The sequence below is a fragment of the Amazonocrinis nigriterrae CENA67 genome (genome assembly GCF_016056305.1).
Taxonomy (GTDB): domain Bacteria; phylum Cyanobacteriota; class Cyanobacteriia; order Cyanobacteriales; family Nostocaceae; genus Amazonocrinis; species Amazonocrinis nigriterrae.
The window spans coordinates 1-23,586 of the sequence record NZ_JAECZC010000067.1; the positions used below are offsets into that span (position 1 = coordinate 1).

Annotated in this window: 19 protein-coding genes, 1 tRNA gene and 1 CRISPR repeat array; of the genes, 12 read left to right on the plus strand and 8 right to left on the minus strand. The window is 42.1% G+C overall.

Features of this window, described 5'->3' with window-relative positions; translation table 11 throughout:
* Positions 1–124 precede the first annotated feature (124 nt).
* The 9 genes from I8748_RS26480 (at position 125) to I8748_RS26525 (ending at position 9,664) form a co-directional block, all read left to right on the plus strand.
* On the plus strand, positions 125–397 hold the full coding sequence (locus I8748_RS26480) for a hypothetical protein (RefSeq protein WP_096557805.1): 273 nt from the start codon (positions 125–127) through the stop codon (positions 395–397).
* A 13-nt stretch (positions 398–410) separates the two neighbouring features.
* Positions 411–1,088: an energy-coupling factor ABC transporter ATP-binding protein gene (locus I8748_RS26485; RefSeq protein ID WP_198127507.1), complete on the plus strand. Its 678-nt coding sequence runs from the start codon at positions 411–413 to the stop codon at positions 1,086–1,088.
* A 341-nt stretch (positions 1,089–1,429) separates the two neighbouring features.
* Entirely contained in the window at positions 1,430–1,981 is a 552-nt protein-coding gene (locus I8748_RS26490) for an NYN domain-containing protein (protein ID WP_198127508.1), read from the plus strand.
* A gap of 144 nt (positions 1,982–2,125) precedes the next feature.
* Positions 2,126–2,197: transfer RNA gene (locus I8748_RS26495), tRNA-Asn, on the plus strand.
* A gap of 24 nt (positions 2,198–2,221) precedes the next feature.
* Positions 2,222–3,424: an aminotransferase class V-fold PLP-dependent enzyme gene (locus tag I8748_RS26500; protein ID WP_198127509.1), complete on the plus strand. Its 1,203-nt coding sequence runs from the start codon at positions 2,222–2,224 to the stop codon at positions 3,422–3,424.
* Between the two features lie 235 nt (positions 3,425–3,659).
* A complete protein-coding gene (locus tag I8748_RS34735; protein WP_214662773.1) occupies positions 3,660–4,004 on the plus strand; it encodes a hypothetical protein in 345 nt (114 codons plus the stop codon).
* A 462-nt stretch (positions 4,005–4,466) separates the two neighbouring features.
* Positions 4,467–5,534 (plus strand): AAA family ATPase, encoded by a 1,068-nt coding sequence (locus I8748_RS26515; protein WP_198127512.1) that lies wholly within the window; start codon positions 4,467–4,469, stop codon positions 5,532–5,534.
* A gap of 2 nt (positions 5,535–5,536) precedes the next feature.
* Complete coding sequence (locus tag I8748_RS26520; RefSeq protein WP_198127513.1) at positions 5,537–7,945, plus strand: ATP-binding protein; 2,409 nt, start codon at positions 5,537–5,539, stop codon at positions 7,943–7,945.
* A gap of 657 nt (positions 7,946–8,602) precedes the next feature.
* Positions 8,603–9,664: a DMT family transporter gene (locus I8748_RS26525; protein ID WP_198127514.1), complete on the plus strand. Its 1,062-nt coding sequence runs from the start codon at positions 8,603–8,605 to the stop codon at positions 9,662–9,664.
* Here the strand turns inward: I8748_RS26525 and I8748_RS26530 are convergent.
* Positions 9,594–10,457 carry a M56 family metallopeptidase gene (locus tag I8748_RS26530; RefSeq protein WP_198127515.1) on the minus strand — a complete coding sequence of 288 codons (864 nt, stop codon included), beginning with the start codon at positions 10,455–10,457 and terminating at the stop codon, positions 9,594–9,596. The two genes, I8748_RS26525 and I8748_RS26530, sit on opposite strands and share 71 nt — an antisense overlap.
* The gene (locus I8748_RS26535) at positions 10,457–10,876 is read right to left on the minus strand and encodes a BlaI/MecI/CopY family transcriptional regulator (RefSeq protein ID WP_198127516.1); all 420 of its coding nucleotides are present in this window, start codon (positions 10,874–10,876) and stop codon (positions 10,457–10,459) included. The genes I8748_RS26530 and I8748_RS26535 overlap by 1 nt, the downstream gene beginning before the upstream one ends.
* A 494-nt stretch (positions 10,877–11,370) precedes the next feature.
* Here I8748_RS26535 and I8748_RS26540 point away from each other — a divergent pair, with 494 nt between their 5' ends.
* Positions 11,371–12,105 carry a 2-phosphosulfolactate phosphatase family protein gene (locus I8748_RS26540; protein WP_198127517.1) on the plus strand — a complete coding sequence of 245 codons (735 nt, stop codon included), beginning with the start codon at positions 11,371–11,373 and terminating at the stop codon, positions 12,103–12,105.
* Between the two features lie 147 nt (positions 12,106–12,252).
* Entirely contained in the window at positions 12,253–12,507 is a 255-nt protein-coding gene (locus I8748_RS26545) for a TIGR03643 family protein (RefSeq protein WP_198127518.1), read from the plus strand.
* Between the two features lie 154 nt (positions 12,508–12,661).
* Here the strand turns inward: I8748_RS26545 and I8748_RS26550 are convergent, their stop codons facing one another.
* Positions 12,662–15,115 (minus strand): ATP-dependent Clp protease ATP-binding subunit, encoded by a 2,454-nt coding sequence (locus tag I8748_RS26550; protein WP_198127519.1) that lies wholly within the window; start codon positions 15,113–15,115, stop codon positions 12,662–12,664.
* Between the two features lie 230 nt (positions 15,116–15,345).
* On the opposite strand from I8748_RS26550, the gene I8748_RS26555 reads away from it, so the two are divergent.
* Positions 15,346–15,642, plus strand: coding sequence for a DUF3288 family protein (locus I8748_RS26555; protein ID WP_198127520.1), 297 nt, complete (start codon positions 15,346–15,348; stop codon positions 15,640–15,642).
* Between the two features lie 90 nt (positions 15,643–15,732).
* On the opposite strand, the gene I8748_RS26560 is transcribed toward I8748_RS26555, so the two are convergent.
* The 5 genes from I8748_RS26560 to I8748_RS26580 form a co-directional block, all read right to left on the minus strand.
* A complete protein-coding gene (locus tag I8748_RS26560) occupies positions 15,733–16,272 on the minus strand; it encodes a phycobiliprotein lyase (RefSeq protein WP_198127521.1) in 540 nt (179 codons plus the stop codon).
* A gap of 244 nt (positions 16,273–16,516) precedes the next feature.
* Entirely contained in the window at positions 16,517–17,062 is a 546-nt protein-coding gene (rfbC, locus tag I8748_RS26565) for a dTDP-4-dehydrorhamnose 3,5-epimerase (RefSeq protein ID WP_198127522.1), read from the minus strand.
* Positions 17,063–17,190: 128 nt separating this feature from the next.
* The gene (rfbA, locus tag I8748_RS26570; protein ID WP_198127523.1) at positions 17,191–18,141 is read right to left on the minus strand and encodes a glucose-1-phosphate thymidylyltransferase RfbA; all 951 of its coding nucleotides are present in this window, start codon (positions 18,139–18,141) and stop codon (positions 17,191–17,193) included.
* Between the two features lie 25 nt (positions 18,142–18,166).
* Positions 18,167–19,255 carry a dTDP-glucose 4,6-dehydratase gene (rfbB, locus tag I8748_RS26575; RefSeq protein WP_198127524.1) on the minus strand — a complete coding sequence of 363 codons (1,089 nt, stop codon included), beginning with the start codon at positions 19,253–19,255 and terminating at the stop codon, positions 18,167–18,169.
* Positions 19,256–19,818: 563 nt separating this feature from the next.
* Positions 19,819–22,801: a CRISPR direct-repeat array (repeat unit 37 nt; unit sequence GTTTCAACTTACTACTACCCCGCAAGGGGATTGAAAC).
* Between the two features lie 274 nt (positions 22,802–23,075).
* On the minus strand, positions 23,076–23,586 hold a 511-nt coding region (locus I8748_RS26580), incomplete at its 5' end, for a transposase (protein ID WP_198127525.1).

Consider the following 23,586-nt stretch of genomic DNA (forward strand, 5'->3'; position numbering starts at 1 on the left):
GAATGGGGCATGGGGTGATGGGGGAGATGAGGGAGATGAGGGAGATGAGGGAGAAATTCTTTCCTCAATTCCCAATTCCCTAACGCTAAAATGAGTCCTACAGTGATATTTTGAATGATCCTAGATGTTTACCATTGACTTAAGTATCAGAAATACTGCTTTTCCTATATCAGTACAACGTAAGTCAGCTGAGGATGCTGAGGCTGTCTATCAGCTAATTTTGGCAGCTATGCGTTCTGGCAATCCTGACATTGTAGAACTCAAGTGCGAAGGCAAGACAGAGAAAAAAATTGCTGTCCGTGCTAGTGAAATTTCTGGGGTACAGATTATTCAAAAAGATGGTGTCACCACTGGTAGTGGTAAACCACCAGGCTTTTTCGCTCTAGCTGGTGAATAACTAAGGTGCAAAAATGGCGGAAGTAGGCATTGAGGTTAAGGATTTAGACTTCAGTTGGCCTAGTGGTGAAACAGCGATCAAATCTTGCTCTCTAGCAGTACCTAGGGGCGAATTTTGGATGCTTTTGGGTACTAATGGCAGTGGCAAATCAACATTACTCCGACTACTGGCGGGACTATTAGCTCCCCAGTCTGGTGAAATTCGGGTTTTGCATCCTGTTGGCTTTGTCTTCCAAAATCCCGATCATCAATTAGTTATGCCAACGGTTGGTGCTGATGTGGCTTTTGGATTGGTGGAAGAAAAATTGCCACCTGCTGCTGTGAGAGCAAGAGTTGATGAGGCGCTAGGGGCTGTAAATTTGCGTGCCCTGCAACTACGCCCGATTTATGCCTTGAGTGGAGGACAAAAACAGCGAGTAGCGATCGCGGGTGCGATCGCCCGTCGCTGTGAAGTCTTATTATTGGATGAACCCACAGCTTTACTTGATCCAGATAGCCAGCTGGACTTAGTAGCTAGTGTCCGCCGCCTAGTCAAGAGTCGAGGTATTACAGCTTTGTGGGTAACTCATCGTCTAGACGAATTGAACTACTGTGACGGCGCTTTCTTGTTAGAAAAAGGCTCTTTAGTAGATCAAGGCGAACCTCAGCGCCTCAAACAACGTCTGATGCAGGTACACAATCAAGCCTCTTAGTAATTAAGTAACCCTACTTGGATGCAGGGGTGCAGGGGTGCAGGAGAGATGGGGGATAAAAACAACTGACCACTGACCACTGACAACTAACAACTAACCACTAACAACTGCCTAGTTGCACTCCAACATTCTTTTTTCTCGAATTAATTAATTAGTAATTACTAACAATTGCGGCGCGCCTCGAAAGGGCGCGTTTGCTGTTAATGCAATGTTTTTCAGCTACATTCTGCGATACTATCGCATTTTTTCGGTTTTGTAGCATATTGTTACAACCAATGCTTCATTTACTATAAAAATCATGAATGAATTTTGTTAACTCTAGAAAATGGTGATTAAAAACCATGCCCCGTCCCACAATTCCAGCCGTTTTATTAGTAGACGGCTACAACATAATTGGTGCTTGGCCTTGCCTGAAAAAAACCCGTGATAATGCTGGATTGGAGGCAGCGCGCGGGGAACTGGTTGAAGCAATGACAAGTTACAGTGCGTTTGTTGGTTACGAAACTCAAATAATTTTTGATGCCCAATATCACAATGCCTCTAGTAATAAAGAAATTATTACAGAGCTTTTATCAGTTCATTTTACTGAGTTTGGGCAAACAGCAGACACCTACATAGAAAAAGTCTGTGCATCTTTACGCCCCCAAGTAACACAGTCTAAGATTTCTCGCGTGATTGTTGCCACATCAGATAGAGCGCAACAGTTAATGGTACAGGGGTATGGGGCTGAATGGTTATCAGCACAACAACTTTGTGGCGAAGTGGAAGCCACAGTTTGTCGGATGCGCCAAAAGTATCAAACACGCAAACAATCCAAGAGTAGATTTCTCGCCAGCGCGATTGATGCCAAGGCGCGGCAGCGTCTAGCTGAATTGCGTATGGGGTTACAGTAAATCTCAGGCGTTGAAAGCCTGTAATCCTTGATGGGAGAAGGTTTGATCTGTAATGAACTGATGGCTAAGCGTATTGAAAAAATTTTTTGGCGAAAGTACTTGTCAAATCCATTTTTTAACATTAAGATAATAAATCGTGAGTGATCCTCAGTAGCTCAGCGGTAGAGCGATCGACTGTTAATCGATTGGTCACTGGTTCGAATCCAGTCTGGGGAGTTAAAAAAGTATGAAGGGTGAAGGATGAAGTATGAAGTAGACGATTTCAGGCTTCAGACTTCTCGATTTGAGGAACTATGGTCGCTTGATCCGACTATTACATTTCTCAATCATGGGTCATTTGGTGCTTGCCCTAAAGCAGTGCTAGCAGTACAACAGCAGTTGCGATCGCAATTAGAGCATGAACCCATACGCTTTTTTGGTAGGGAATGGGAACCACTGCTAGACGATGCCAGAAGCAAACTAGCAGCATTTGTTGGTGCTGATATCCAAGAATTAGTCTTTGTACCCAATGCCACGACTGGTGTCAATTCGGTGCTGCGTTCCCTGACTTTTGCACCAAATGACGAAATCCTCACTACTAATCATGAGTACAATGCTTGCCGCAATGCACTAGATTTTATCGCTAGTCGCACTGGTGCGCGGGTAGTGGTGGCAACAATTCCTTTCCCTATTGACTCGCCACAACAGGTAGTAAAAGCAGTTGTTGAGCAAGTCTCACCAAAAACACGATTAGCTTTAATAGATCATGTTACCAGTCAGACAGGGCTAATCTTCCCTCTTCAGCAGTTAGTCCAGGAATTGCAGCAACGTGGCGTAGATACACTTGTAGATGGTGCCCACGCACCAGGAATGATTGACCTCAATTTACAAGAAATTGGCGCAACTTATTACACAGGCAATTGCCATAAATGGCTGTGTGCGCCCAAAAGTGCAGCATTTTTGTATGTGCGTAGGGATAAACAATCAGAAATTCGTCCTTTGACAATTAGCCACGGTGCAAATTCGCCACGCACTGATAAAACCCGCTTTCAATTAGAATTTGACTGGATGGGTACAGACGATCCTACACCTTATATGTGCATACCGACAGCGATCGCTTTTCTGGGATCATTGTTACCTGGTGGCTGGACAGAATTAAGACAGCGAAATCATCAGCTAGTGTTAGAAGCTAGAAATTTACTTTGTGAGGCGCTGGAAGTGTCGCCACCTTGTCCAGAAGAAATGATTGGTTCAATGGCGGTTGTACCAATGCCGACAACGTTAGAAAATCGTGATTTTATGTCTTTACACGATGAATTATTTGATCAGTTTAACATTCAAGTGCAAGTCGTTCCCTGGACGGAATCACCTTGGTTATTAATGCGGATTTCTGCACAGATTTATAACACGCGCGAACAATATGAGTATTTAGCAAAGGCGTTGAGGGAATTACAAGAAAGTTGAGTTAGGTAAAGAATATTGCTGATTATTAGACTTTTAAAAGCATTTTAAAGATATTAGTTATAATAGGTATGTAGAGAAGAATTAAACCTTTAAGTAAGTAGGACAATTTCTCTTCAATAAAAATGCAAGCAAGAATCTAAAAAAGTCACGTTATTATAGCACTACATCTGGTTTATCAAAGATAAGTTGCTTTGAATTTATACCAGATGCTTGCCCTAAATAAAGGAGGGCTAAGATGAAAAGCTTTTTACACAATAAATTATTCAACTTGGCGATAGTTACAACATTAGTAACGACAGTTTTCTCAATAACAGCACCAGCCACAGCTATCGAAACTACGCCAATACCCAACAATTCAATTAACTCCATTTATCCAAGAGAGCCAAACTTTTTCACACGGGGAAGGGAGGAATTTGAGAGAGAAATTCAACTATTGCTTAATAGAAGCCCTTCTACTCCTGAAATACCGCTGAAAATAAGTCCTAAACAAGAACAAATTCAAGAACAGCTAGCGCCACTGGAAAATCGTCCTCAATCGCAGGAATTAGAAAATCAGAACCAGTTAGAAGTTGAGTTTTAACGACAATAAGTCACGCGAAACAATCTCTTTGAGTCTGTCTGCAACATATAGCGTTTCTTAAGCAACTGATATCATGTCCGGTTAATTAGTTATGATTCCCACAATCATGGCACCCCACCCCCAACCCCTCCCCGTGAACGGGGAGGGGAGACAAAGCATAGCTTTGGCGGGGTGGGGTTCTTCGAGTTTAATAAGTAATAAGCGCGGACATGATATGATACCAATTTTCAAAAAGAATGCAACAGATACCTTGTAGGGGTGTACAGCTGTACGCCCCTATTAATCCATGTGTCGCAAAAATTAAAATTAGTATAAAATTACTAATTTTTTCCCCTAAGATTCCTTTTTAAAAAGAAAAATCACATAGGTAATTACTATTCGATAAAGAGGTTGTGTAGGCAGTTTTTCGGTTTATTATCTAGGTAATACAACCGAAATTTATGTAGTTAATTTTTATTAAAAATGTCCTATGCTTCTTTGCCTACCAACCCTTTTTCAACTGGGGGGAAGATTGAAGACACCAGGCTATTTATTGGTCGTACAGACGAATTACATGCGATCGCAGCTGGAATGCAGAATGTTCAGCCGACAAATATCAATATAGTTGGTGACAAGCACATTGGTAAATCTTGGTTGCTGTATTACTTCTGTCTCACCTGGGAACAGCGAGTATCAGACCAAAACCGTTATATAGTTGTTTATCTTTCACTCAGAAATGCCAATTGTCAAACTGAGGCAGGATTTTATCAAGCTGTAGCCGACGCTTTGCAAAGTCGCCTTAGTACATGGCAATTCAATTTGAAAAATGCTTTGAGAACTAAACCGCTGAATCGGCAAGCATTCTCAAATGCTATCAAGCAATGGAAACAGCAGAAAGTCTTACCTGTTCTGTGCTTAGATGATTTTGACAGGCTTTTCAGACATCCCCAGGAATTTGATGACGGATTTTATGATAATTTGCGATCGCTCATGGAAGATAACGCCTTGATGTTGGTGCTAGCTTCCAGCAAAAGCTTGAATGTTTATGGTAGTGAGCATCGGTTTGTTTCTAGTTTCTTCAATATTGCTCACACTGTTGAACTTCAAGAATTAACGACTGATGAAGCTATTCAACTAACACGCTTGCCAATTAGCTCTGTCAATAATACACCAGCTTTGAGTGTAGATGAGCAAGAAAAAGCTCAACAGTGGGGTAAGCGTCATCCTCACAAGTTGCAATTGGCTGGTTACTATTTGTGGGAAGCACGTCAACAAGGTAAGTCAATTAAGTGGGCAAAAGAGAAGTTTGAACAACAAATTGCTGATTTCCAGCAGCAAGGAAAGGGACGTGGGTGGAAATCATTGCTTGGCTGGTTAGATCCATTACATCTAGGTCGTTTAGCTACAAAGATTGGCGGGAATTGGGATGATTTGCAAAACAGAATCATCGGTATGTTAATTTTAGTTGTGATTGGCTTAGGTTTGATACGTGTATTGCCTCTGCCTGATGTTAAGCAGTGGTTGGAAAGAATTTTTAATTTTGTGAAATAGCAATGAGCAACACACCCACAGCATCAGGCTTTTGGAGTTATGTGGTTGAATGTGTACGCCTGTTGTATTGGATATACTTCAAGCCTTTTACCTTTGAACGCTGGTTACGCGATATCCATCCAGAACTGAAGCCGATAAACAACCCCTTTGCAAAACGAGCTGAGTTTCGTACTAACCCCCGTCTGCGTCGTTATGTTGGACAAGTTTGGTGGCTAACAGCGGTTGTACCAATGTTTGTTGTATTACTAGTTGCACCAATTTACACTTTAGCTAGTGGTGAGTCATTTAATTGGTTCCTAAGTTGCCTTTTTTTGGTGGGTTGGTTAATCGGACGGGTTCTAGACCGTGGTGGCGATAAAAATAGACTAGTTATTATCCTTATTATCTTTGCTGTTGTCTTTCCTGTTACTGTGTTGTGCGGTCAATTTCTATCAGATGTGGCGTTAGCCGTGGCGGGAGGCGTGGCGGTAGGCGTGGGGTTCGACGTGGCGGTAGGCGTGGCGTTAGCCATGGCGGTAGGCGTGGCGGTAGGCGTGGCGGAAAGCGTAGCGCTAGGCGTGGCGGGAAGCGTAGCGCTAGGCGTGGCGGGAGGCGTGGCGCTAGGCGTGGCGGGAAGCGTAGCGCTAGGCGTGGCGGGAGGCGTGGCGTTTGGCGTGGCGTTTGGCGTGGCTGGCATGGCGTTTGGCGTGGCGTTTGGCGTGGCGTTTGGCGTGGCGTTTATTCTCGGTGTATTGCGAGTTTACTTTTGGTTGCCAGAATTGCTATGGATACTCATACTTTTCCTTTTTTCTCGCATTGGGGAACGGGTGAATTATTTAAGATACTTGCCTCCCCACTTTGATGAACTGATTATTTTGCCTCTCCCTTTCATGGATGTAATGATTGTAGAGGCTCATAGAAAAAACCCAACCGCTGCCTATCAAACTATTAATTACCTCATCAACTCTACCAACCAGCAAAAAGTTGCAGCGCGAGCAATTTCTGGTATTGCTAGGGATATTCTTAATAGTTGTCAGACTTTAAGAGATATTGAAGACATTGCCAATCAACTAACTTGGATTCCTTCACCACCACCAAAAGAACTTGGCACAGTCTTACCTCAACTTTTAGATATTAGCCAGAATGTCAAAGCATCAATGGAAGCAACTTCACCTTATCGTCAGCGTGAGTTATTAAACATTCCCATCAATGCATTGCAACAACTAAAAAACAGTCTAGCTTTTGGGAAAAATGCTTTGGTGGCTACGATGTTTGGCAGTATAGCAGAACGCTGGCTGACAATTCTAGAGACAGCACGGCGTACTTTAGAGGAAACAGCAAAACAATCAAAAGAAATTCGCCAAGTTTATATTGCTGGTAATTCACTAGATCCGCAAGATGCCAAGAATCTCTTCAAAGGACGAATTGACATATTTCAGCAAATCGAAAATTTAGCACTTGCTAAACAACCGCCTGTATTGTTACTTTATGGTGGGCGAAGAACTGGGAAATCCTCAGCGTTGAAATATCTACCGCACAGGACAGGCTCAGATATTATACCTTTGTTTGTGGATATACAAGGAGTAGCAGCAACAGCTACAACTTTAAAAGGTTTTGCAGAAAAGTTCGCCCAACAACTTCAGGAAGTTGCACGGCAATTACCACGAAAAATTTACTTACCCGACCCAAATACAGATAAACTTGCTGAAGATCCATTTCCGGCACTGCAAACTTGGTTCGCAGAAATAGAAAAGACCATTTCTAATAAGCGATTTCTTTTATGTTTGGATGAATTTGAAAGGCTGAGTGAATTAGTGCAGGTCACAAATAGCCGTGCGCCACTCAACTTTATTCGTCATCTGCTGCAACATCAAAAGCAATGGATTTTGCTGTTCAGCGGTTCACATCTGTTATCTGAACTTGATGCTTATTGGAGTGACTATTTAATTAATACCTATGCTGTGCAGATGAGTTACTTGCAAGAGTCTGAAGCCCGTGAATTAATTTTACAACCCGTCGAAGAATTTCCGAATATTTATGAACCAACTGCGGTAGATATGATTATTCAACTTACTCGCTGTCAACCTTATCTCGTGCAATTAATGTGTTACGAGTTGGTGGAATTGTTGAACCGAGATATTAGAAAAAATAGGCGAGAGGCGGATACTGCAAAAGTGACTGTACAGGATGTTGAAAAGGTTATTCCTACTGTACTGGAGCGGGGCGATCAATATTTTCGGGAACTATGGACAAGTTTAGCAGATAGCGATCGCAATTTACTGCGCTGTCTCATCCAAAGCGAAACACCCACACAGCAACACAAAAGCGTTATCAGAAAACTGGTGCGGAAGGAAATTTTAACTCCAGAAGATAACGCCTTTCAAGTGCCTTTAGTGAAAAAATCTATAGAACAATTTTTAGAAGATGAATAAAATATCAAGTCCGGTTAATTAATTATAATTTCCATCATCATTGCACCCCACCCCTAACCCCTAAGAGTGAACGGGGAGGGGAAATAGAAAATAATCAATTAAGCATAATATCATTTCAGTAAATACCTGATTAGGTAGAGATATTTTACCGAAACGTTTCTATCCGCCGGAACATCTTTACAACTGATTTATATGTTACAAAAATATTTGTAACCATAGCAGTCCTAAATCATTTGTGAAAATTATATATCTCTTATTTCTTTCTTATCTTGGCGTTCTTCTCTAACGAGACGCTGCGCGAAGGCGTCCTTGGCGGTTCGTTTCCTTATCTATATTTTTCACGACACATTTAGGATTGCTATAGTATAAAAGCAGTTTTAAAAACTTTAATTTAATACTAAGCTATTTAAGCTATGACTACTAATAGCAATAATGCAAAAAATCAGTGAAAAAGGGGATATTCGCTCCATCTCTTCAAGGTGCGAGTGGGATGAAAAATCATTTAGCGATCGCCACTTCACTAAAAAAATATGTATTTGATTATACCCTTTATCATAAACTGATAACAGGAACTATTTCATGCTTATTTTTTCATGTAGTCACTAAAAACTTGAAATCAAAACTCGCTACATAGATTGTTAATAAAAAAAGATACTTATGATTTTAGATGGCTACAATCAGCCTACACAAAACAGCCTGCGCGTCAAGGGAATCATACTGTTTGTCCTGCTCAATATAATCTGGGCCAGCACCTTGCCATTAATCGAGCAAACAGTCGGTAGTCTTTCAACAAGTGTACTGATTGCTACCCGTTTTGCTGTGGCAGCATTAGTTTTTAGCTTCAACTTACGTAGCCTGAACACACGATTACTACGTGATGGTTTTATCCTGGGAATTCTATTGTTTGTCTGTTTAGCCACTGAAAGAATTGCCCTTGAGACTGTCCATGCAAACCGGGCATCATTTATTATCAGTTTGAGTGCAATCTTAGTACCTTTACTGGGATTACTTTTGGGTCGGCGCTTACCATTGAGAATTTTTCTTGCCGCCGGACTGGCGATCATTGGTATTGGGGTGATGTCCTGGGACAGTGGAGTAGTAGGGATCGGAGATATATTGATCTTTGGCGATGCTGTTCTCCATGCAGTCTATGCAATAGTATTAGAGCGGGTAACAAAAAACCATTCATCTTTATCGCTCACTAGCGTGCAATTATTGGTGATTGCAGTACTGGGCATAGCTTGGAGTAGCTCAGAATTAATCTCACAACTTGAAATAATAGGTAAGAACTGGGGCGTAATTTTATATCTTGGATTAGTAGCAACAGCCATTCTCATATGGCTCCAGACATTAGCTCAGCAATGGATTCGAGCTGACGAAGCGGCCTTACTCTACACACTAGAGCCAATATTTACAGCAATTTTCTCATTTTTGTTACTTGGTGAGCAGCTTGGTATCAGCGGTTTTATAGGAGCAATTTTTGTTCTGTCTGCAATGGTTATCAGCCAAAGCAGTCAAGATGAGTTCGAGCCGGATAGTGAGGCTAATGTCAACGAAGCGCCAATTCCTGCACTGCTTGCTTCAGAATTGACAGCACTTTCGAGCGTATCAAATCAGCAAGCGCAGAGCAGTGGAAGTCTTAGTCAAATCAAGTATGAAAAATCACAGTTAGCAACGGTAGAAATGCTAGTAAAAAGCCATTCCAAGACTGCCAATTGAGTTCTGGTGTTGGTGGTGGTGGTGCTAATAAAGCTTCTATTCTTTGTTCTAAGCGATCGCCTACACCATCAACACCCAATGCGGCACAGCAAATTGCTGATTCTGACAATACTGAACTATTACTTACCACTAACAACAGTGATTCTGCAAGTAGTAATGGGTCTACTTGTGATGCGGCGTAACTATCGGCGCGCAGTTCCCGCAAACCTAACAGTTCTTGCCACAAAGCTTCTGTGTTTGGCAACCAAGCCGTGCAGGAACGCACCCAACCCAGCCAGAAAAACCAAAATGTATCTCGATAATAGTAGTGTCCTTGTTCATGTGCCAAAACGCTTTCCACATGATTTTGTGAGAGGTTTTGCAATAATCCTTGACTCACGACTAGCTGTGGTTGCCAAAAACCAATTTGACCCGCAAACAACGCCTTGGTGTTGAGTAACCGGACTTGTGTACCCTCAAGATTAACCAAAGGACACTCACAGGCAGATTTCACAGACTGCCAACCTTGGAAAGCAAGTTTAACGCATGAAATGGCAAAAAAAGCAAGATAAAATAATGCAATTACATAGCTAAACCAGCCAGTATACACACCACCCATTTTTCCTTGCGGCCCCATGAAGAGTAGAGCGATCGCAGTCATGAAAATGAGTAATGGGGGGAAGAGAAATAAAAACAGCGATCGCCGCCACCGCAAACTCCAACTACCTTGGGGCCAACTACCTTGGGGATTGCTCCAAGAGCATCTCAAGACCCAAGAGACTGCCAAAGCAGTCAAAATCATGATTAGATGCATTATCTTTCCTCCCTGGCTTGGCGTGCAGCTTGAATACGTTTAGCGATCGCTTCTATTTGCTGGCTGCTGGCTTCATCTAGACTATCAGCAAAAGCAGCAACCACATCGGGGTTACCTACCGCTAAAAATCGCTGTAAATGCTCGTGCGCTTTAATTACCTGCGCCTGTTGCTGTGTCAGCAATGGTCGCCAATAGAATGCCCGTCCTTGTTTATCGCACGCCAGCCAACCTTTCTCAGTGAGGCGACGTAAAACTGTAGTGACAGAAGTATAAGCTAATTCCCGGTTGGGGTCAGACAGAATGCGATCGTGTACATCTTTGACTGTAACTGAACCTAGTTCCCAGATAATATTTAAAATTTCTGCTTCCAAAGGGCCTACAGACAGCTGTTTGGGACGATAGTCGGGTAATGGTGCCATAAAGTCAAAAGTTAGGAGTGAGGAGTTAGGAGTTTGGAATCAGTTTCAATGAGGGAATGTCACCACTAGGCATGTAAATCTGGCTTTACTTACACCCACTTTTTATACCATTTCATAAAATACCTCATACAAATACCTTGTAGGGGCGTACATTTGTACGCCCCTACAGTCGATTTATGTGTTGCAGATATTTTTGCAAATGGTATTGGTACAGTGCATTTCACTGATCTGAGCATCATTCGAGAAAGTTTATTCTTCTCCAGATTACCAAACAACCGGAATGCGAAACAGAAAAGGAATATGAAGAGGGCAAAAAGCAAAATAATAGACTGATATTTCCCCTTCCCCTTCCCCTTCCCTCCCCTTCCCCTCTTTTTTGGCATAAACTCTAGGCTGAAGATAAAAAATACTGTTGTTTAAGCTGTGCTTATAGTTAATAACAGCAATTAAAATGTAATCTCAGCAATTGTATAAACAGCAGGTGTATCCAGCGCGTGAAGCTATTTGTATACCACACACCGGAATTGACTCCAAATGGTAAAGCTCCAGACTGCGCGATCGCAGTCGATGTCTTGCGAGCCACCAGCACAATCGCAACTGTCTTGGCAGCTGGAGGTGAAGCTGTGCAAGTCTTCAGTGATTTAGACCAACTTAAGGAAGTCAGCGAAAAATGGCCTTCAGAAAAACGACTGCGAGCAGGAGAACGTGGCGGTGCGAAAGTAGCTGGTTTTGAACTAGGTAACTCGCCCCTCGACTGTACACCAGAACTAGTACGGGGGCGTCGCCTGTTCATCAGTACTACTAATGGCACTCGTGCCTTACAAAGGATACAACACTCGCCAACTGTGCTAGCAGCAGCTTTGATTAACCGAGCTGCGGTGGTGCAACATCTTCTCCAAAAGCAACCAGAGACAGTATGGATTGTTGGTTCAGGTTGGGAAGGTAGTTTTTCTCTTGAGGATACAGTCTGTGCAGGTGCGATCGCTCATAGTCTTGTAGAACAAACCCAGTTCTCACCAGAGGAGTTAGCTGGTAATGATGAAGTCATTGGTGCGATCGCTCTTTACTCACAGTGGCAAAATAATTTATTGGGATTATTTCACCAAGCTAGTCATGGTCAGCGATTGTTACGCCTGCAATGTCATGAAGACCTAAAATACTGTTCCCAAATTGATATTTTAGATGTCTTGCCCATACAGAAAGAACCGGGGGTTTTGAAAAGTCAATAACTAGAAATTTATTTTTTCTTTATAAATTTTTCCCCTTCTAGTTCAAACCTAGTAAGGGGTAAATTTTTCACAATTTTATGTTTGTGTTTTGGCAAACAATTATTTTATGATTTAAAACATATTTGAATATAAAACTTAATCAATAAAATGAAGCTACCAAACCTAGATTCTGAAACCATTGATCGCATCATTGAGATGGCCTGGGAAGATAGAACACCAATGGAAGCTATTGAGGCTCAGTTTGGGTTACTGGAGAAACAAGTAATAGCCTTAATGCGACAGCAAATGAAAGAATCCAGTTTTCGGATGTGGCGAGAGCGAGTCACCAAACGCAAGACAAAGCATTTAAAAAAGCGAGAGTTTATTGCAGGTAGATTTAAATCAAAAAATCAAAAATCATGAACATTAATGTGTAATCACATCTTCTAATAATCAATCCAAATTTAATTTTGTAGGCTAACGCACCCTACTCAGGCTTACAGGGTTTTCACTCAGCACTCAGCAGTAGAGACGATTCGGCGAATCGTCTCTACTCAGCACTCAGCACTTTGCTATACTAGCCAGCATTCGCTAAGAGTAACTCTCTTTTTTCTGACTTCCTGACTCTGACTTGATTGTCATCATCAACATCAACAATGGCTGTGTCTCCCTCGCTGATATCGCCAGACAGCATTGCTTCTGCTAGAGAATCTTCTAACAGGCGCATAATTGCCCGACGTAACGGTCTTGCACCGTAACTGGGGTTATAGCCTTCTTGTACCACAAGCTCTTTGAAGCGTTCAGTAACTTCTAGAGTAATTCCCTTTTCGGTCAAGCGGCTAGAAACATCCCGCAGCATAATGTCAGCAATTTGCTTAACTTCGTCGCGCGAAAGTTGAGTGAAGACGATAATCTCATCAACTCGGTTAAGGAACTCAGGACGGAAGTAATTTTTGAGTTCTTCATTAACCAAAGTGCGGATGCGGTTGTAACTAGCTTCAGCTTGATTATTAAACTCAAAGCCTAAACCACCGCCACCTTTTTCAATGACTTTGGAACCGATGTTAGAAGTCAAAATAATCAAGGTGTTCTTGAAGTCTACTTTGCGACCTTTGGCATCGGTGAGGTGTCCGTCATCCAAGATTTGCAGCAGCATGTTGAAGACATCAGGGTGTGCTTTCTCGATTTCGTCGAACAGCAATACTGTGTATGGTCTGCGTCGCACGGCTTCGGTAAGCTGTCCGCCTTCGTCGTATCCCACGTAACCAGGAGGCGAACCAATTAGCTTGGAGACGGTGTGGCTTTCCATGTATTCGGACATGTCTAAGCGAATCATCGCTTCTTCGGAACCGAAGAAATAAGCCGCTAATGCTTTCGCCAATTCTGTCTTACCTACTCCAGTAGGGCCAGAGAAGATAAAGCTAGCGATGGGACGATTGGGACTCTTTAACCCAACTCGCGCCCGCCGAATGGCACGAGATACAGCAGTGACTGCTTGCTCTTGACCAATTAACCGCTGGTGCAGGGTGTCTTCTAGATGCAACAGCAACTCTGACTCAGATTCTGTGAGCTTGTTGACGGGTACACCAGTCCAAGAAGCAACGATTTGAGCAATATCTTCTTCGTCAACGACGGGGGCTTTGATAGTTTGCTCAGTTTGTAATGCTGCTTGGATTTCCGCTTCCAATGCTATTTCTTGGTCACGCAATTTGCCAGCTTTGTCAAAATCTTGGACTCTGACTGCTTCTTGTTTAGCTTTGGTCACGTCAGTTAGCTGGCGCTTGAGTTCTTTGTTAGCAGAACCGTAAGAATTCCGCAACCGTACACGAGAACCGGCTTCATCAATCAAGTCAATTGCTTTATCTGGCAAGAAGCGATCGCTAATATAACGATCTGACAACTGAGCTGCTGCCACAACAGCCGCATCGGAAATTTCCACTTTATGGTGCTGCTCGTAAGCGCTGCGTAAGCCATAAAGGATATCGATGGTTTCCTCTACTGAGGGTTCGCCTACCAAAATCGATTGGAAACGACGCTCTAAGGCTGCATCACGCTCGATATGTTGACGATATTCGTCAAGTGTGGTAGCGCCAATGCACTGGAGTTCACCCCGTGCTAAAGCAGGTTTGAGAATATTGGCTGCATCTAAGCCACCTTCTGTACCACCAGCACCAACTAAGGTATGAACTTCATCAATTACTAAGATGATGTTGCCTTCAGAGCGGACTTCATCAACGATTTTCTTGATACGTTCTTCAAAGTCACCACGGAAGCGAGTTCCAGACACCAGCAAGCCCATATCTAGACTAATGACTTGCTTATCCAACAAAATGTCAGGAACATCTTGATTGACAATGCGTTGAGCTAGACCTTCGGCGATCGCAGTTTTACCAACCCCTGGTTCTCCAATCAACACAGGATTATTTTTGGTGCGGCGACCGAGAATTTGCACAGCACGCTCGATTTCTTTTTGACGACCAACTACAGGGTCAAGCTTGCCTTCTTGTGCTAGCTTGGTTAAATTTCTGCCAAACTCTTCTACTGTTAAGGCTTGGGTGCGTCTATTACTACCACCACCACCTGCGCCCACAGATACACCTTCACCGATACGACGAACTACGGCGGTGCGAACACTCTTGAGGTCAACCCCTAAATTTTGTAGCACTTTGGCGGCGACACCTTCACCAGCCTCGGTCAAGCCCAAGAGTAAGTGTTCAGTGTTGATGTAGTTTTGTCCAAGACTATGAGCTTCTTTAAACGCTTGCTCGAAGAGGCTTTTCACCTTGGGGGTAAAGGGAATTTCTGGTGGTACAAAGCCAGAACCCCTACCAATAATTTTTTCTACTTCCCGACGTGCTTCTTTGAGAGTAACGCCCAATTCAGTCAGCACTTTGGCAGCAACCCCTGTTCCTTCTCCAATTAGACCCAGGAGAATTTGTTCTGTGCCTACGAAATTATGTCCCAGGCGACGTGCTTCCTCCTGAGCGAGCATAATTACTTTAATTGCTTCGGAAGTGAAGTGTTCAAACATAACGGGTTCATGCTCCCTTGCTGCTTGGACTTTGGGTGAGCTAAAAATTCACCCGCATTTAAACTTTTTTGTATTTTCTTAGAGATAATGTATCTTTATTTAAAGTTGAACCGCAGTGTTGAGAGCCGTAAGAGCTAGGTGTGGTTGCCGTCATCATGAATTTTGACAAAACCTGGAAATTCTCAACTCTAGACTCTAGATCAACACTTATCTAACTAAAGGTATAGATTATGGCAGAAGAACACGGAACGAAGGATCAACAACACCCACTTTACAACCGCGATCGCCCCCTTATTGATATTTTACTATCTCAAGAGATAACGGACTATCATCTAGCTGAATTAGCCAGGCTGCGAATTCGTTATCAAGGTTTTCCAGGCGCTAGAGATATCCAGAAAGACCTAGACAAAGTTTTGCAGCAGTGGGGTTTGACAGAAGCCGAATTATTTGAAAAAACTCGCCAACTGCATGATACTGGGGGAATTTACAAAAGTCGCGGCAAAAAAGAAGAGCAAGATTGGAATTAGTCATTAGTCAGTTGTCAGTTGTCAGTTGTCAGTTGTTTTTATCCCCCATCTCCCTCTGCACCCCTGCACCCCTGCACCCCTGCACCCCTGCTAGCCTATTCGCTTCTCTAAATACTGTCCAATCATCTGTTCTTCGCCAGCGCGGGAAATGATTGTTTGTCGAGTGCGGTATTGAGTGCCAATGAGTTTCACTTCTTCCTCAAACACGTTACCGCTGTACTCGGTTCGCAGGCACATGGTTTTTGGGTCACGCATGGAGAATTTAGCAATGATGGGTTTGGTGGTGGAAAAACCGCGATCGCGATACAAAGCTGTTCCCAAAACTCCAAATACTGTTGAACCTGTGGTCTGCTTGGGACTCGGCCCCACATAGTTGCTTTCCCAACTTGTAAAAACTCCACAAGTCAATATGGTTTCATCTGGCATTTCGTGTAAACGGGCTAACTGAATCAGTTCCTCGCTTCCCTGTTCTAGAAGCCTTACAGTGATTATACTTACCACTTCTTGGGCTTCACCATCTTTGAGGGTGTAGTAGCGGCGCTGCGATCGCCAGTTCCCTTGCGATCGCTGAAAAAACTCTTGCACTAGGGATTCTGGGTTTAGCTCAACAATTTGAGGCTGAAACGTCATAAGCTATAAAACCTCTTTCAAATAGGATTTACAATAAGCTACTTATGTCAAGTCATTGACAACTATTTTTACATTTTGTCACATAACTTGAGATTCATGCATCTTTCGGATGTATGGACTGTGACAATCTTGTCCAATCAACACGAATGTGCTTGAGTTTTAGTTCAGCAAATCTATTAAGTTCAAAGAAATTCCATAATTCCCGCTCTTTACCCAGTCCCCAGTCCCCAATCCCCAGTCCCTTTTACATATACACTTCTGCTTCTTGCAGTGACTTACCAGCTTGATCTTTAGCAGATAGAATTGGTTTTTCTTGAATTGGCCAGGCTATAGCTAAGTCTGGATCATTCCATTGGATGCAACGTTCATCCTGTAATAAATAGTAGTCAGTGGTCTTGTATAACACTTCAGCTACTTCTGATAACACAACAAAACCGTGCGCGAAACCTACTGGTATCCATAATTGCTGTTTGCAAGCAGCATTCAAGTACCTACCAACCCATTGTCTAAAAGTGTTAGAACTTTTCCTTAAATCTACAGCTACATCAAATATTTCTCCTACTACAACTCTCACGAGTTTTCCTTGTGGCTGATGAATTTGGTAATGCAAACCACGCAAGACATTTTTAACAGAACGGCTGTGATTATCTTGTACGAAATGAGATGATATTCCTACCTTCTCCAAAAAAACTCTTTCGTTATAACTTTCATAAAAAAAGCCTCGTTCATCGCCAAAAACTTGCGGTTCAATCAGCAGCACATCAGGAATTTCCGTCTGTACAACCTTCATAACCTGATCCTTTTTGTCTGTTAACAAGTCTTACGCTAGTAGCCTGCCAAAAAGATTTTGACAGGCACAGGGATTGGGTAAGGGGAAAAGGGGCGCATGTTTTTAATTTCTTTCCCTTTCCCCAGTCTTCACCTGTCAAAATTTGCGTGGTGAACTACTAGAATACTGTTTTCTGTAGTCACATTACTTACTTCACCGAAAGTCGCGTAAGGGTCTTCTTCTATAATTTGTTTCAGATAAAGTCCATAACTACTTTTAGCCATAGATTCAGATAACTGACTCAGCTGGGCTAAATCGATATATCCTTGACGATATGCAATCTCTTCCACACAACCTATTTTTAGTCCTTGTCGTTGTTCTAATGTTTGGATAAAATTGGCTGCTTGATGCAACGATTCGTGTGTACCCGTATCTAGCCAAGCATATCCTCTACCCAAAACTTCTACTCGCAGTTTTCCTCGACGCAGATAAGCTAAATTAACATCAGTAATTTCTAACTCATTGCGAGCAGAAGGTTTAAGACTAGCAGCAATTTCTTTCACTTCAGAATCGTAAAAGTAAATACCAGGTACAGCATATTTAGATTTAGGAATTAATGGTTTTTCTTCTATATTAATTGCTTGTCCTTGGGCATCAAATTCAATTACACCGTAGTGTTGAGGTTCTTTAACTTTGTAACCAAAAACTAACCCTCCTTGATGGAGATTAGCAGCACGAACAAGTACTTCGGTAAAACCGTGACCATAAAAAATGTTATCTCCTAAAATCAAGCATACAGAATCATTCCCAATAAAATCTTTGCCCAGTATGAAAGCTTGAGCTAAACCTTCTGGTCTCGGCTGTGCAACATAACTAAAGCTCAGACCCCATTGACTACCATCCTTTAAAAGTCGCCGAAAAAGAGGTAAATCTTCAGGTGTAGAAATAACCAAAATTTCCCGAATCCCAGCTAGCATTAATACAGACAAAGGATAGTAAATCATTGGTTTATCATAAACACACATTAATTGTTTACTGATAACATGAGTTATGGGGTAAAGACGTGTACCAGAACCACCAGCTAAGATGATACCTTTCATTTTATAAATCCTCGAAAATCAGCAATTAATAATTTTGATAGTTTTGTTTAATCCAATTTTGGTATTCACCTGTGCGTACAGAATTTATCCAAGTTGGATTATTTAGATACCATTGAACTGTTTTCACTAAACCACTATCAAAATTTTCCTTGGGTAGCCAGCCTAAATTTTGGATAATTTTATCGCAATTAATTGCATACCTTTTATCATGACCAGGACGGTCTTGAACAAATGTAATTAGAGAAGAATGTTGAAAATTTAATTTAGGTGTCAGATGATCAAGAATTTCACAGATTTTTTGGACAACTGTCAAATTAGTTTGTTCATTTTGTCCGCCAATATTATAAGTTTCTCCAATAGCTCCTTTTCTAAGGACAAGATAAAGAGCATCACAGTGATCATCTACATATAGCCAATCTCGGATATTCTGACCATCACCATATATAGGTAGATGCTTACCATCTAAAGCATTAATAATGGTCAAAGGAATTAGTTTTTCAGGAAATTGCAAAGGCCCGTAGTTATTTGAACAATTAGTTGTTAAAGTTGGCAAATTATAAGTATGATAGTAAGCCCGTACCAGATGATCTGCTCCTGCTTTAGAAGCTGCATAAGGGCTATTGGGTGCATAGGGTGTATCTTCTCGAAAAGGTGGGTCTTGTGGATTAAGTGAACCGTATACTTCATCCGTAGACACATGCAAAAAGCGAAACTGTTTTTGTCTTGTTGCTGTTAATTTTTGCCAATAAATTTTACTAGCTTCTAGTAGTTTAAAGGTTCCTACTACGTTAGCCTGTATAAAGTCTTGGGGACTAAAAATTGAACGATCAACATGGCTCTCAGCAGCAAAGTTTATCACTGCACTTGGTTGATACTGCTCTAACAGATAGCAGACTAATTCTAAGTTATTAATATCTCCCTGAACAAAATTATAGTTTGGATCATCTTGCAAAATTGCTAGATTTTGTAGGTTACTTGCATAAGTCAGCTTATCTAAGTTAACTATCTTAGCCCATCGTGCTTTTCTCGCTTTCAGGATAAAGTTGGCACCAATAAACCCTGCTCCACCTGTTACTAATAGAGTCTGTCTATCATCTTGTGGAAAATTTTGCATATAGTAGTCGTATGTTAGAGACTATTCGTAAACGATTATGAAGGTCTAAATTTAAGTGTTCGCAAGTGTTATAACATCATTGAACCATACTTACAATGATGCGTAATGATTATCATTATGAAGTAAAGAAGTGACAGTTAGCTAGCTGCCGCTTCTTTACCTCTTTTGTAGTAAATTCAATAACTATGGTTCAAGTTTTGGGTGACAGTCTCTTTTGAATTTTCTCTCCTGCTTCCCTATTTAGAGATGATTTATAAAGTAAACCTTAAATAAGGGTGAAGTTTTACTGTAAAAAGTTACATATAGTTAATCAAACCTCGACAATAACAAACAATCAATTATGATTATGTAATCAACTTGATGTTTGGCAGGGCGAAGCGGGGGCAAAATCCCTGGAGTCCCGCCAAAATTGCCAGAACCTTGACAAATCAATAATTACAGCGTTTCAACAGTTAGGGTAACTGCAACTATTTTGCAATAAGAGCGGCTGAAAATAACCAAAATTTCTCCCCCGCCAAAAACCCTAACAGAAAGCTTGCTCAGTAATAGTTTCAGACTAAAGAGTTTCAACTTACTACTACCCCGCAAGGGGATTGAAACTATACCGTCATTGGTCGGATAAAACGCAACGTAGTTTGTTTCAACTTACTACTACCCCGCAAGGGGATTGAAACAGAAAAATTGTTTGATATCGATGTAGCAAATAATGAGTTTCAACTTACTACTACCCCGCAAGGGGATTGAAACAATCTTGACGGTTCAATATCTAGTTGGGGCAACGGTTCTGTTTCAACTTACTACTACCCCGCAAGGGGATTGAAACCATTGATTTTCTATATTTAAGTTCACCTTCGTACAACGTTTCAACTTACTACTACCCCGCAAGGGGATTGAAACTTGTCGCTACCTGCAACCCACCAAGTACCGAGCAAGTTTCAACTTACTACTACCCCGCAAGGGGATTGAAACACCAGCGAGGCATAGGTACAGATAATAAGGAAATCAAGTTTCAACTTACTACTACCCCGCAAGGGGATTGAAACATGTAGGGATTAAATGTTTGCGGGATTGCAACTATGTTTCAACTTACTACTACCCCGCAAGGGGATTGAAACTATTCTGTAACCCACCTTCAGTTTCATTATACCCAAAGTTTCAACTTACTACTACCCCGCAAGGGGATTGAAACCAAAAGAGGGAGTGTGTAAACATATTTGGGCAACGTTTCAACTTACTACTACCCCGCAAGGGGATTGAAACCTTTTCCTAGTTTATTTTTAGACATAGAATAATTTAAAGTTTCAACTTACTACTACCCCGCAAGGGGATTGAAACCGCCAGCCGTTGCTAGCTTAACCAACTTTTGCTGAGTTTCAACTTACTACTACCCCGCAAGGGGATTGAAACTCTACCTGCAACTTTTACAGAACCATCATTTGACGGTTTCAACTTACTACTACCCCGCAAGGGGATTGAAACATTGAACAATTAGAGGCAGCACAAATTAAACCCGAAGAGTTTCAACTTACTACTACCCCGCAAGGGGATTGAAACTCGTCAATTACCGTGTCTTCCAATACTAAACAGTGCTGGTTTCAACTTACTACTACCCCGCAAGGGGATTGAAACCTTGCGAAGCTTCTTCTTTAGGTTGCTCAACTACAGGTTTCAACTTACTACTACCCCGCAAGGGGATTGAAACACCGAAATAAACGCAATGATGCTAAATCCTCTCAAGGTTTCAACTTACTACTACCCCGCAAGGGGATTGAAACAGGCGGCATTCAAGGTAGTTGAAGAGAATTTAAACGTTTCAACTTACTACTACCCCGCAAGGGGATTGAAACCATCAAATTCATACCATTCATTAAATGTAATTGAAGGTGTTTCAACTTACTACTACCCCGCAAGGGGATTGAAACTATCAAAATATTTATCTATCTTGTGCCTGGGTGATACGTTTCAACTTACTACTACCCCGCAAGGGGATTGAAACTGAATCTGTAGGCGGCAAGCTTTGGGAATATCGTGGTTTCAACTTACTACTACCCCGCAAGGGGATTGAAACATTCTTTTTCAAGAGTAGCAATGTCAGCGCTGACACGCTTACCAGTTTCAACTTACTACTACCCCGCAAGGGGATTGAAACTTGTGTTATTGGTTTTTCCATGTCTCTAACCAAATACGTTTCAACTTACTACTACCCCGCAAGGGGATTGAAACCTGGCAATAATTCAACACCAGCACGTATGCCAAACAAGTTTCAACTTACTACTACCCCGCAAGGGGATTGAAACTCGCAAACAGATTTCAATTGTTTAGCTCACGTATATTGCAAGTTTCAACTTACTACTACCCCGCAAGGGGATTGAAACGTGTAACCGACGCTTAATTTGACACTGCTCAGAGTTTCAACTTACTACTACCCCGCAAGGGGATTGAAACCATCATTGACTACACAGTAACCAAAAGGCGGTTGTGTTTCAACTTACTACTACCCCGCAAGGGGATTGAAACTAAGACTAGTTGTGCCATTTGGTAATCCCAGTCTTGTTTCAACTTACTACTACCCCGCAAGGGGATTGAAACTGTTTAATCATAAATCCATCTATTTATTTGATTTGCAAGTTTCAACTTACTACTACCCCGCAAGGGGATTGAAACACGGATTATTAGAATATCAAGATAGAGTATTGGTACGTTTCAACTTACTACTACCCCGCAAGGGGATTGAAACCCAATGTGCAGTGAAATCGAGACACAAAAGGGTCGGAGTTTCAACTTACTACTACCCCGCAAGGGGATTGAAACCTTAAGGCTGTAGGCAAGGCAATCGAGAATCAATTGCAGTTTCAACTTACTACTACCCCGCAAGGGGATTGAAACGGCCACAATCAAGTGGTTGCAACCAATAGTTTTATGTTTCAACTTACTACTACCCCGCAAGGGGATTGAAACGTCATTGACCACCACAAATCAGCCCAAGCAATGCTACAAGTTTCAACTTACTACTACCCCGCAAGGGGATTGAAACTCAAAACTACAGAGGTTGAATCGTTTGTTTTTGGTTTCAACTTACTACTACCCCGCAAGGGGATTGAAACCGGCTGCTGTTTTCCTGGTCAATGCCTTGTACCGGGTTTCAACTTACTACTACCCCGCAAGGGGATTGAAACGGTTTACTAGTTTTACTATGAAACTTTCGACAATCGAGGTTTCAACTTACTACTACCCCGCAAGGGGATTGAAACATTTCTTCTACTTCACGCCAACTGAAGATGAAAGCGAGTTTCAACTTACTACTACCCCGCAAGGGGATTGAAACTAACCAGGATAGTAATAATCTACGACTTGATTATCTAGTTTCAACTTACTACTACCCCGCAAGGGGATTGAAACCTTTTCGCTGGATGCTATGCGGTTCAGTTTGTCGAGTTTCAACTTACTACTACCCCGCAAGGGGATTGAAACACTTAGACCGTCTTCTGGCAAAATTACAAGAACAAGCAGTTTCAACTTACTACTACCCCGCAAGGGGATTGAAACAAAAGCATTGCCCTTTTTCCCGTTCCGTCCTTTACCGTTTCAACTTACTACTCTCCTCGCTGCGGACAGGCTTTTTGGATAGCTTTTACCGCCCAAACACTGACAATAAAACCAAGCCTTAGGTGGAATTTCAAGACTTGTGTGTACACCGTAGCTTTAGTAAGGCGGGATGAAAGTTTTGTAGGGTGCGTTATGGACTCTTGTCCTAACGCACCGCAAATCTCTGGCGGTGCGTTACGCTGGCGCGATAACGCACCCTACTAGCACGACCGGGCTAAAATAGTGCAATAGGATAGAGGTGTTTGAGTTTAATACGGGCATCCTCTGTTGTGAAGCGCCATTGAACTTGGCTATTCGTGCGATTACGCTGGTTCTGCCAGGCAGATAACTCCTTTTCTAACTCGGTGGCAGAGGAAATACGACGGTCAAGACATTGTTGAGAAAGGACACTTAACTCAATCTCGGCAACATTCAACCAACTACCGTTACGAGGGGTATAGTGAATTTCTAAGCGGCGAGCTAATCGATGAGCAACAGTTGCAGGAAAAGCTTCATACAGTGAGGCAATGTGATGAGTATTGAGATTGTCACAAACTAACTTGACTTTGCGCGCGTGGGGATAGTCTACATCTAGAAGTTGGCGAACTTCCAGTGCCCAATCGACGCGAGTACGATGCTCACGACTACTCACGCGCCGCCATCCTCTCAAGGGGTCAAAAAATATAAATAACGCACGCACACCATGCCGTTCATAATGGTAATCTTCTTTGCGATCGCTTGCGGGT

Excerpts from the sequence above, each read along its gene's own strand:
- I8748_RS26480 (WP_096557805.1), top strand. The coding sequence starts at position 125 with ATGTTTACCATTGACTTAAGTATCAGAAATACTGCTTTTCCTATATCA.
- I8748_RS26485 (WP_198127507.1), top strand. The coding sequence starts at position 411 with ATGGCGGAAGTAGGCATTGAGGTTAAGGATTTAGACTTCAGTTGGCCT.
- I8748_RS26490 (WP_198127508.1), top strand. The coding sequence starts at position 1,430 with ATGCCCCGTCCCACAATTCCAGCCGTTTTATTAGTAGACGGCTACAAC.
- I8748_RS26500 (WP_198127509.1), top strand. The coding sequence starts at position 2,222 with ATGAAGTATGAAGTAGACGATTTCAGGCTTCAGACTTCTCGATTTGAG.
- I8748_RS34735 (WP_214662773.1), top strand. The coding sequence starts at position 3,660 with ATGAAAAGCTTTTTACACAATAAATTATTCAACTTGGCGATAGTTACA.
- I8748_RS26515 (WP_198127512.1), top strand. The coding sequence starts at position 4,467 with ATGTCCTATGCTTCTTTGCCTACCAACCCTTTTTCAACTGGGGGGAAG.
- I8748_RS26520 (WP_198127513.1), top strand. The coding sequence starts at position 5,537 with ATGAGCAACACACCCACAGCATCAGGCTTTTGGAGTTATGTGGTTGAA.
- I8748_RS26525 (WP_198127514.1), top strand. The coding sequence starts at position 8,603 with ATGATTTTAGATGGCTACAATCAGCCTACACAAAACAGCCTGCGCGTC.
- I8748_RS26530 (WP_198127515.1), bottom strand. The coding sequence starts at position 10,457 with ATGCATCTAATCATGATTTTGACTGCTTTGGCAGTCTCTTGGGTCTTG.
- I8748_RS26535 (WP_198127516.1), bottom strand. The coding sequence starts at position 10,876 with ATGGCACCATTACCCGACTATCGTCCCAAACAGCTGTCTGTAGGCCCT.
- I8748_RS26545 (WP_198127518.1), top strand. The coding sequence starts at position 12,253 with ATGAAGCTACCAAACCTAGATTCTGAAACCATTGATCGCATCATTGAG.
- I8748_RS26550 (WP_198127519.1), bottom strand. The coding sequence starts at position 15,115 with ATGTTTGAACACTTCACTTCCGAAGCAATTAAAGTAATTATGCTCGCT.
- I8748_RS26555 (WP_198127520.1), top strand. The coding sequence starts at position 15,346 with ATGGCAGAAGAACACGGAACGAAGGATCAACAACACCCACTTTACAAC.
- I8748_RS26560 (WP_198127521.1), bottom strand. The coding sequence starts at position 16,272 with ATGACGTTTCAGCCTCAAATTGTTGAGCTAAACCCAGAATCCCTAGTG.
- rfbC (WP_198127522.1), bottom strand. The coding sequence starts at position 17,062 with ATGAAGGTTGTACAGACGGAAATTCCTGATGTGCTGCTGATTGAACCG.
- rfbA (WP_198127523.1), bottom strand. The coding sequence starts at position 18,141 with ATGAAAGGTATCATCTTAGCTGGTGGTTCTGGTACACGTCTTTACCCC.
- rfbB (WP_198127524.1), bottom strand. The coding sequence starts at position 19,255 with ATGCAAAATTTTCCACAAGATGATAGACAGACTCTATTAGTAACAGGT.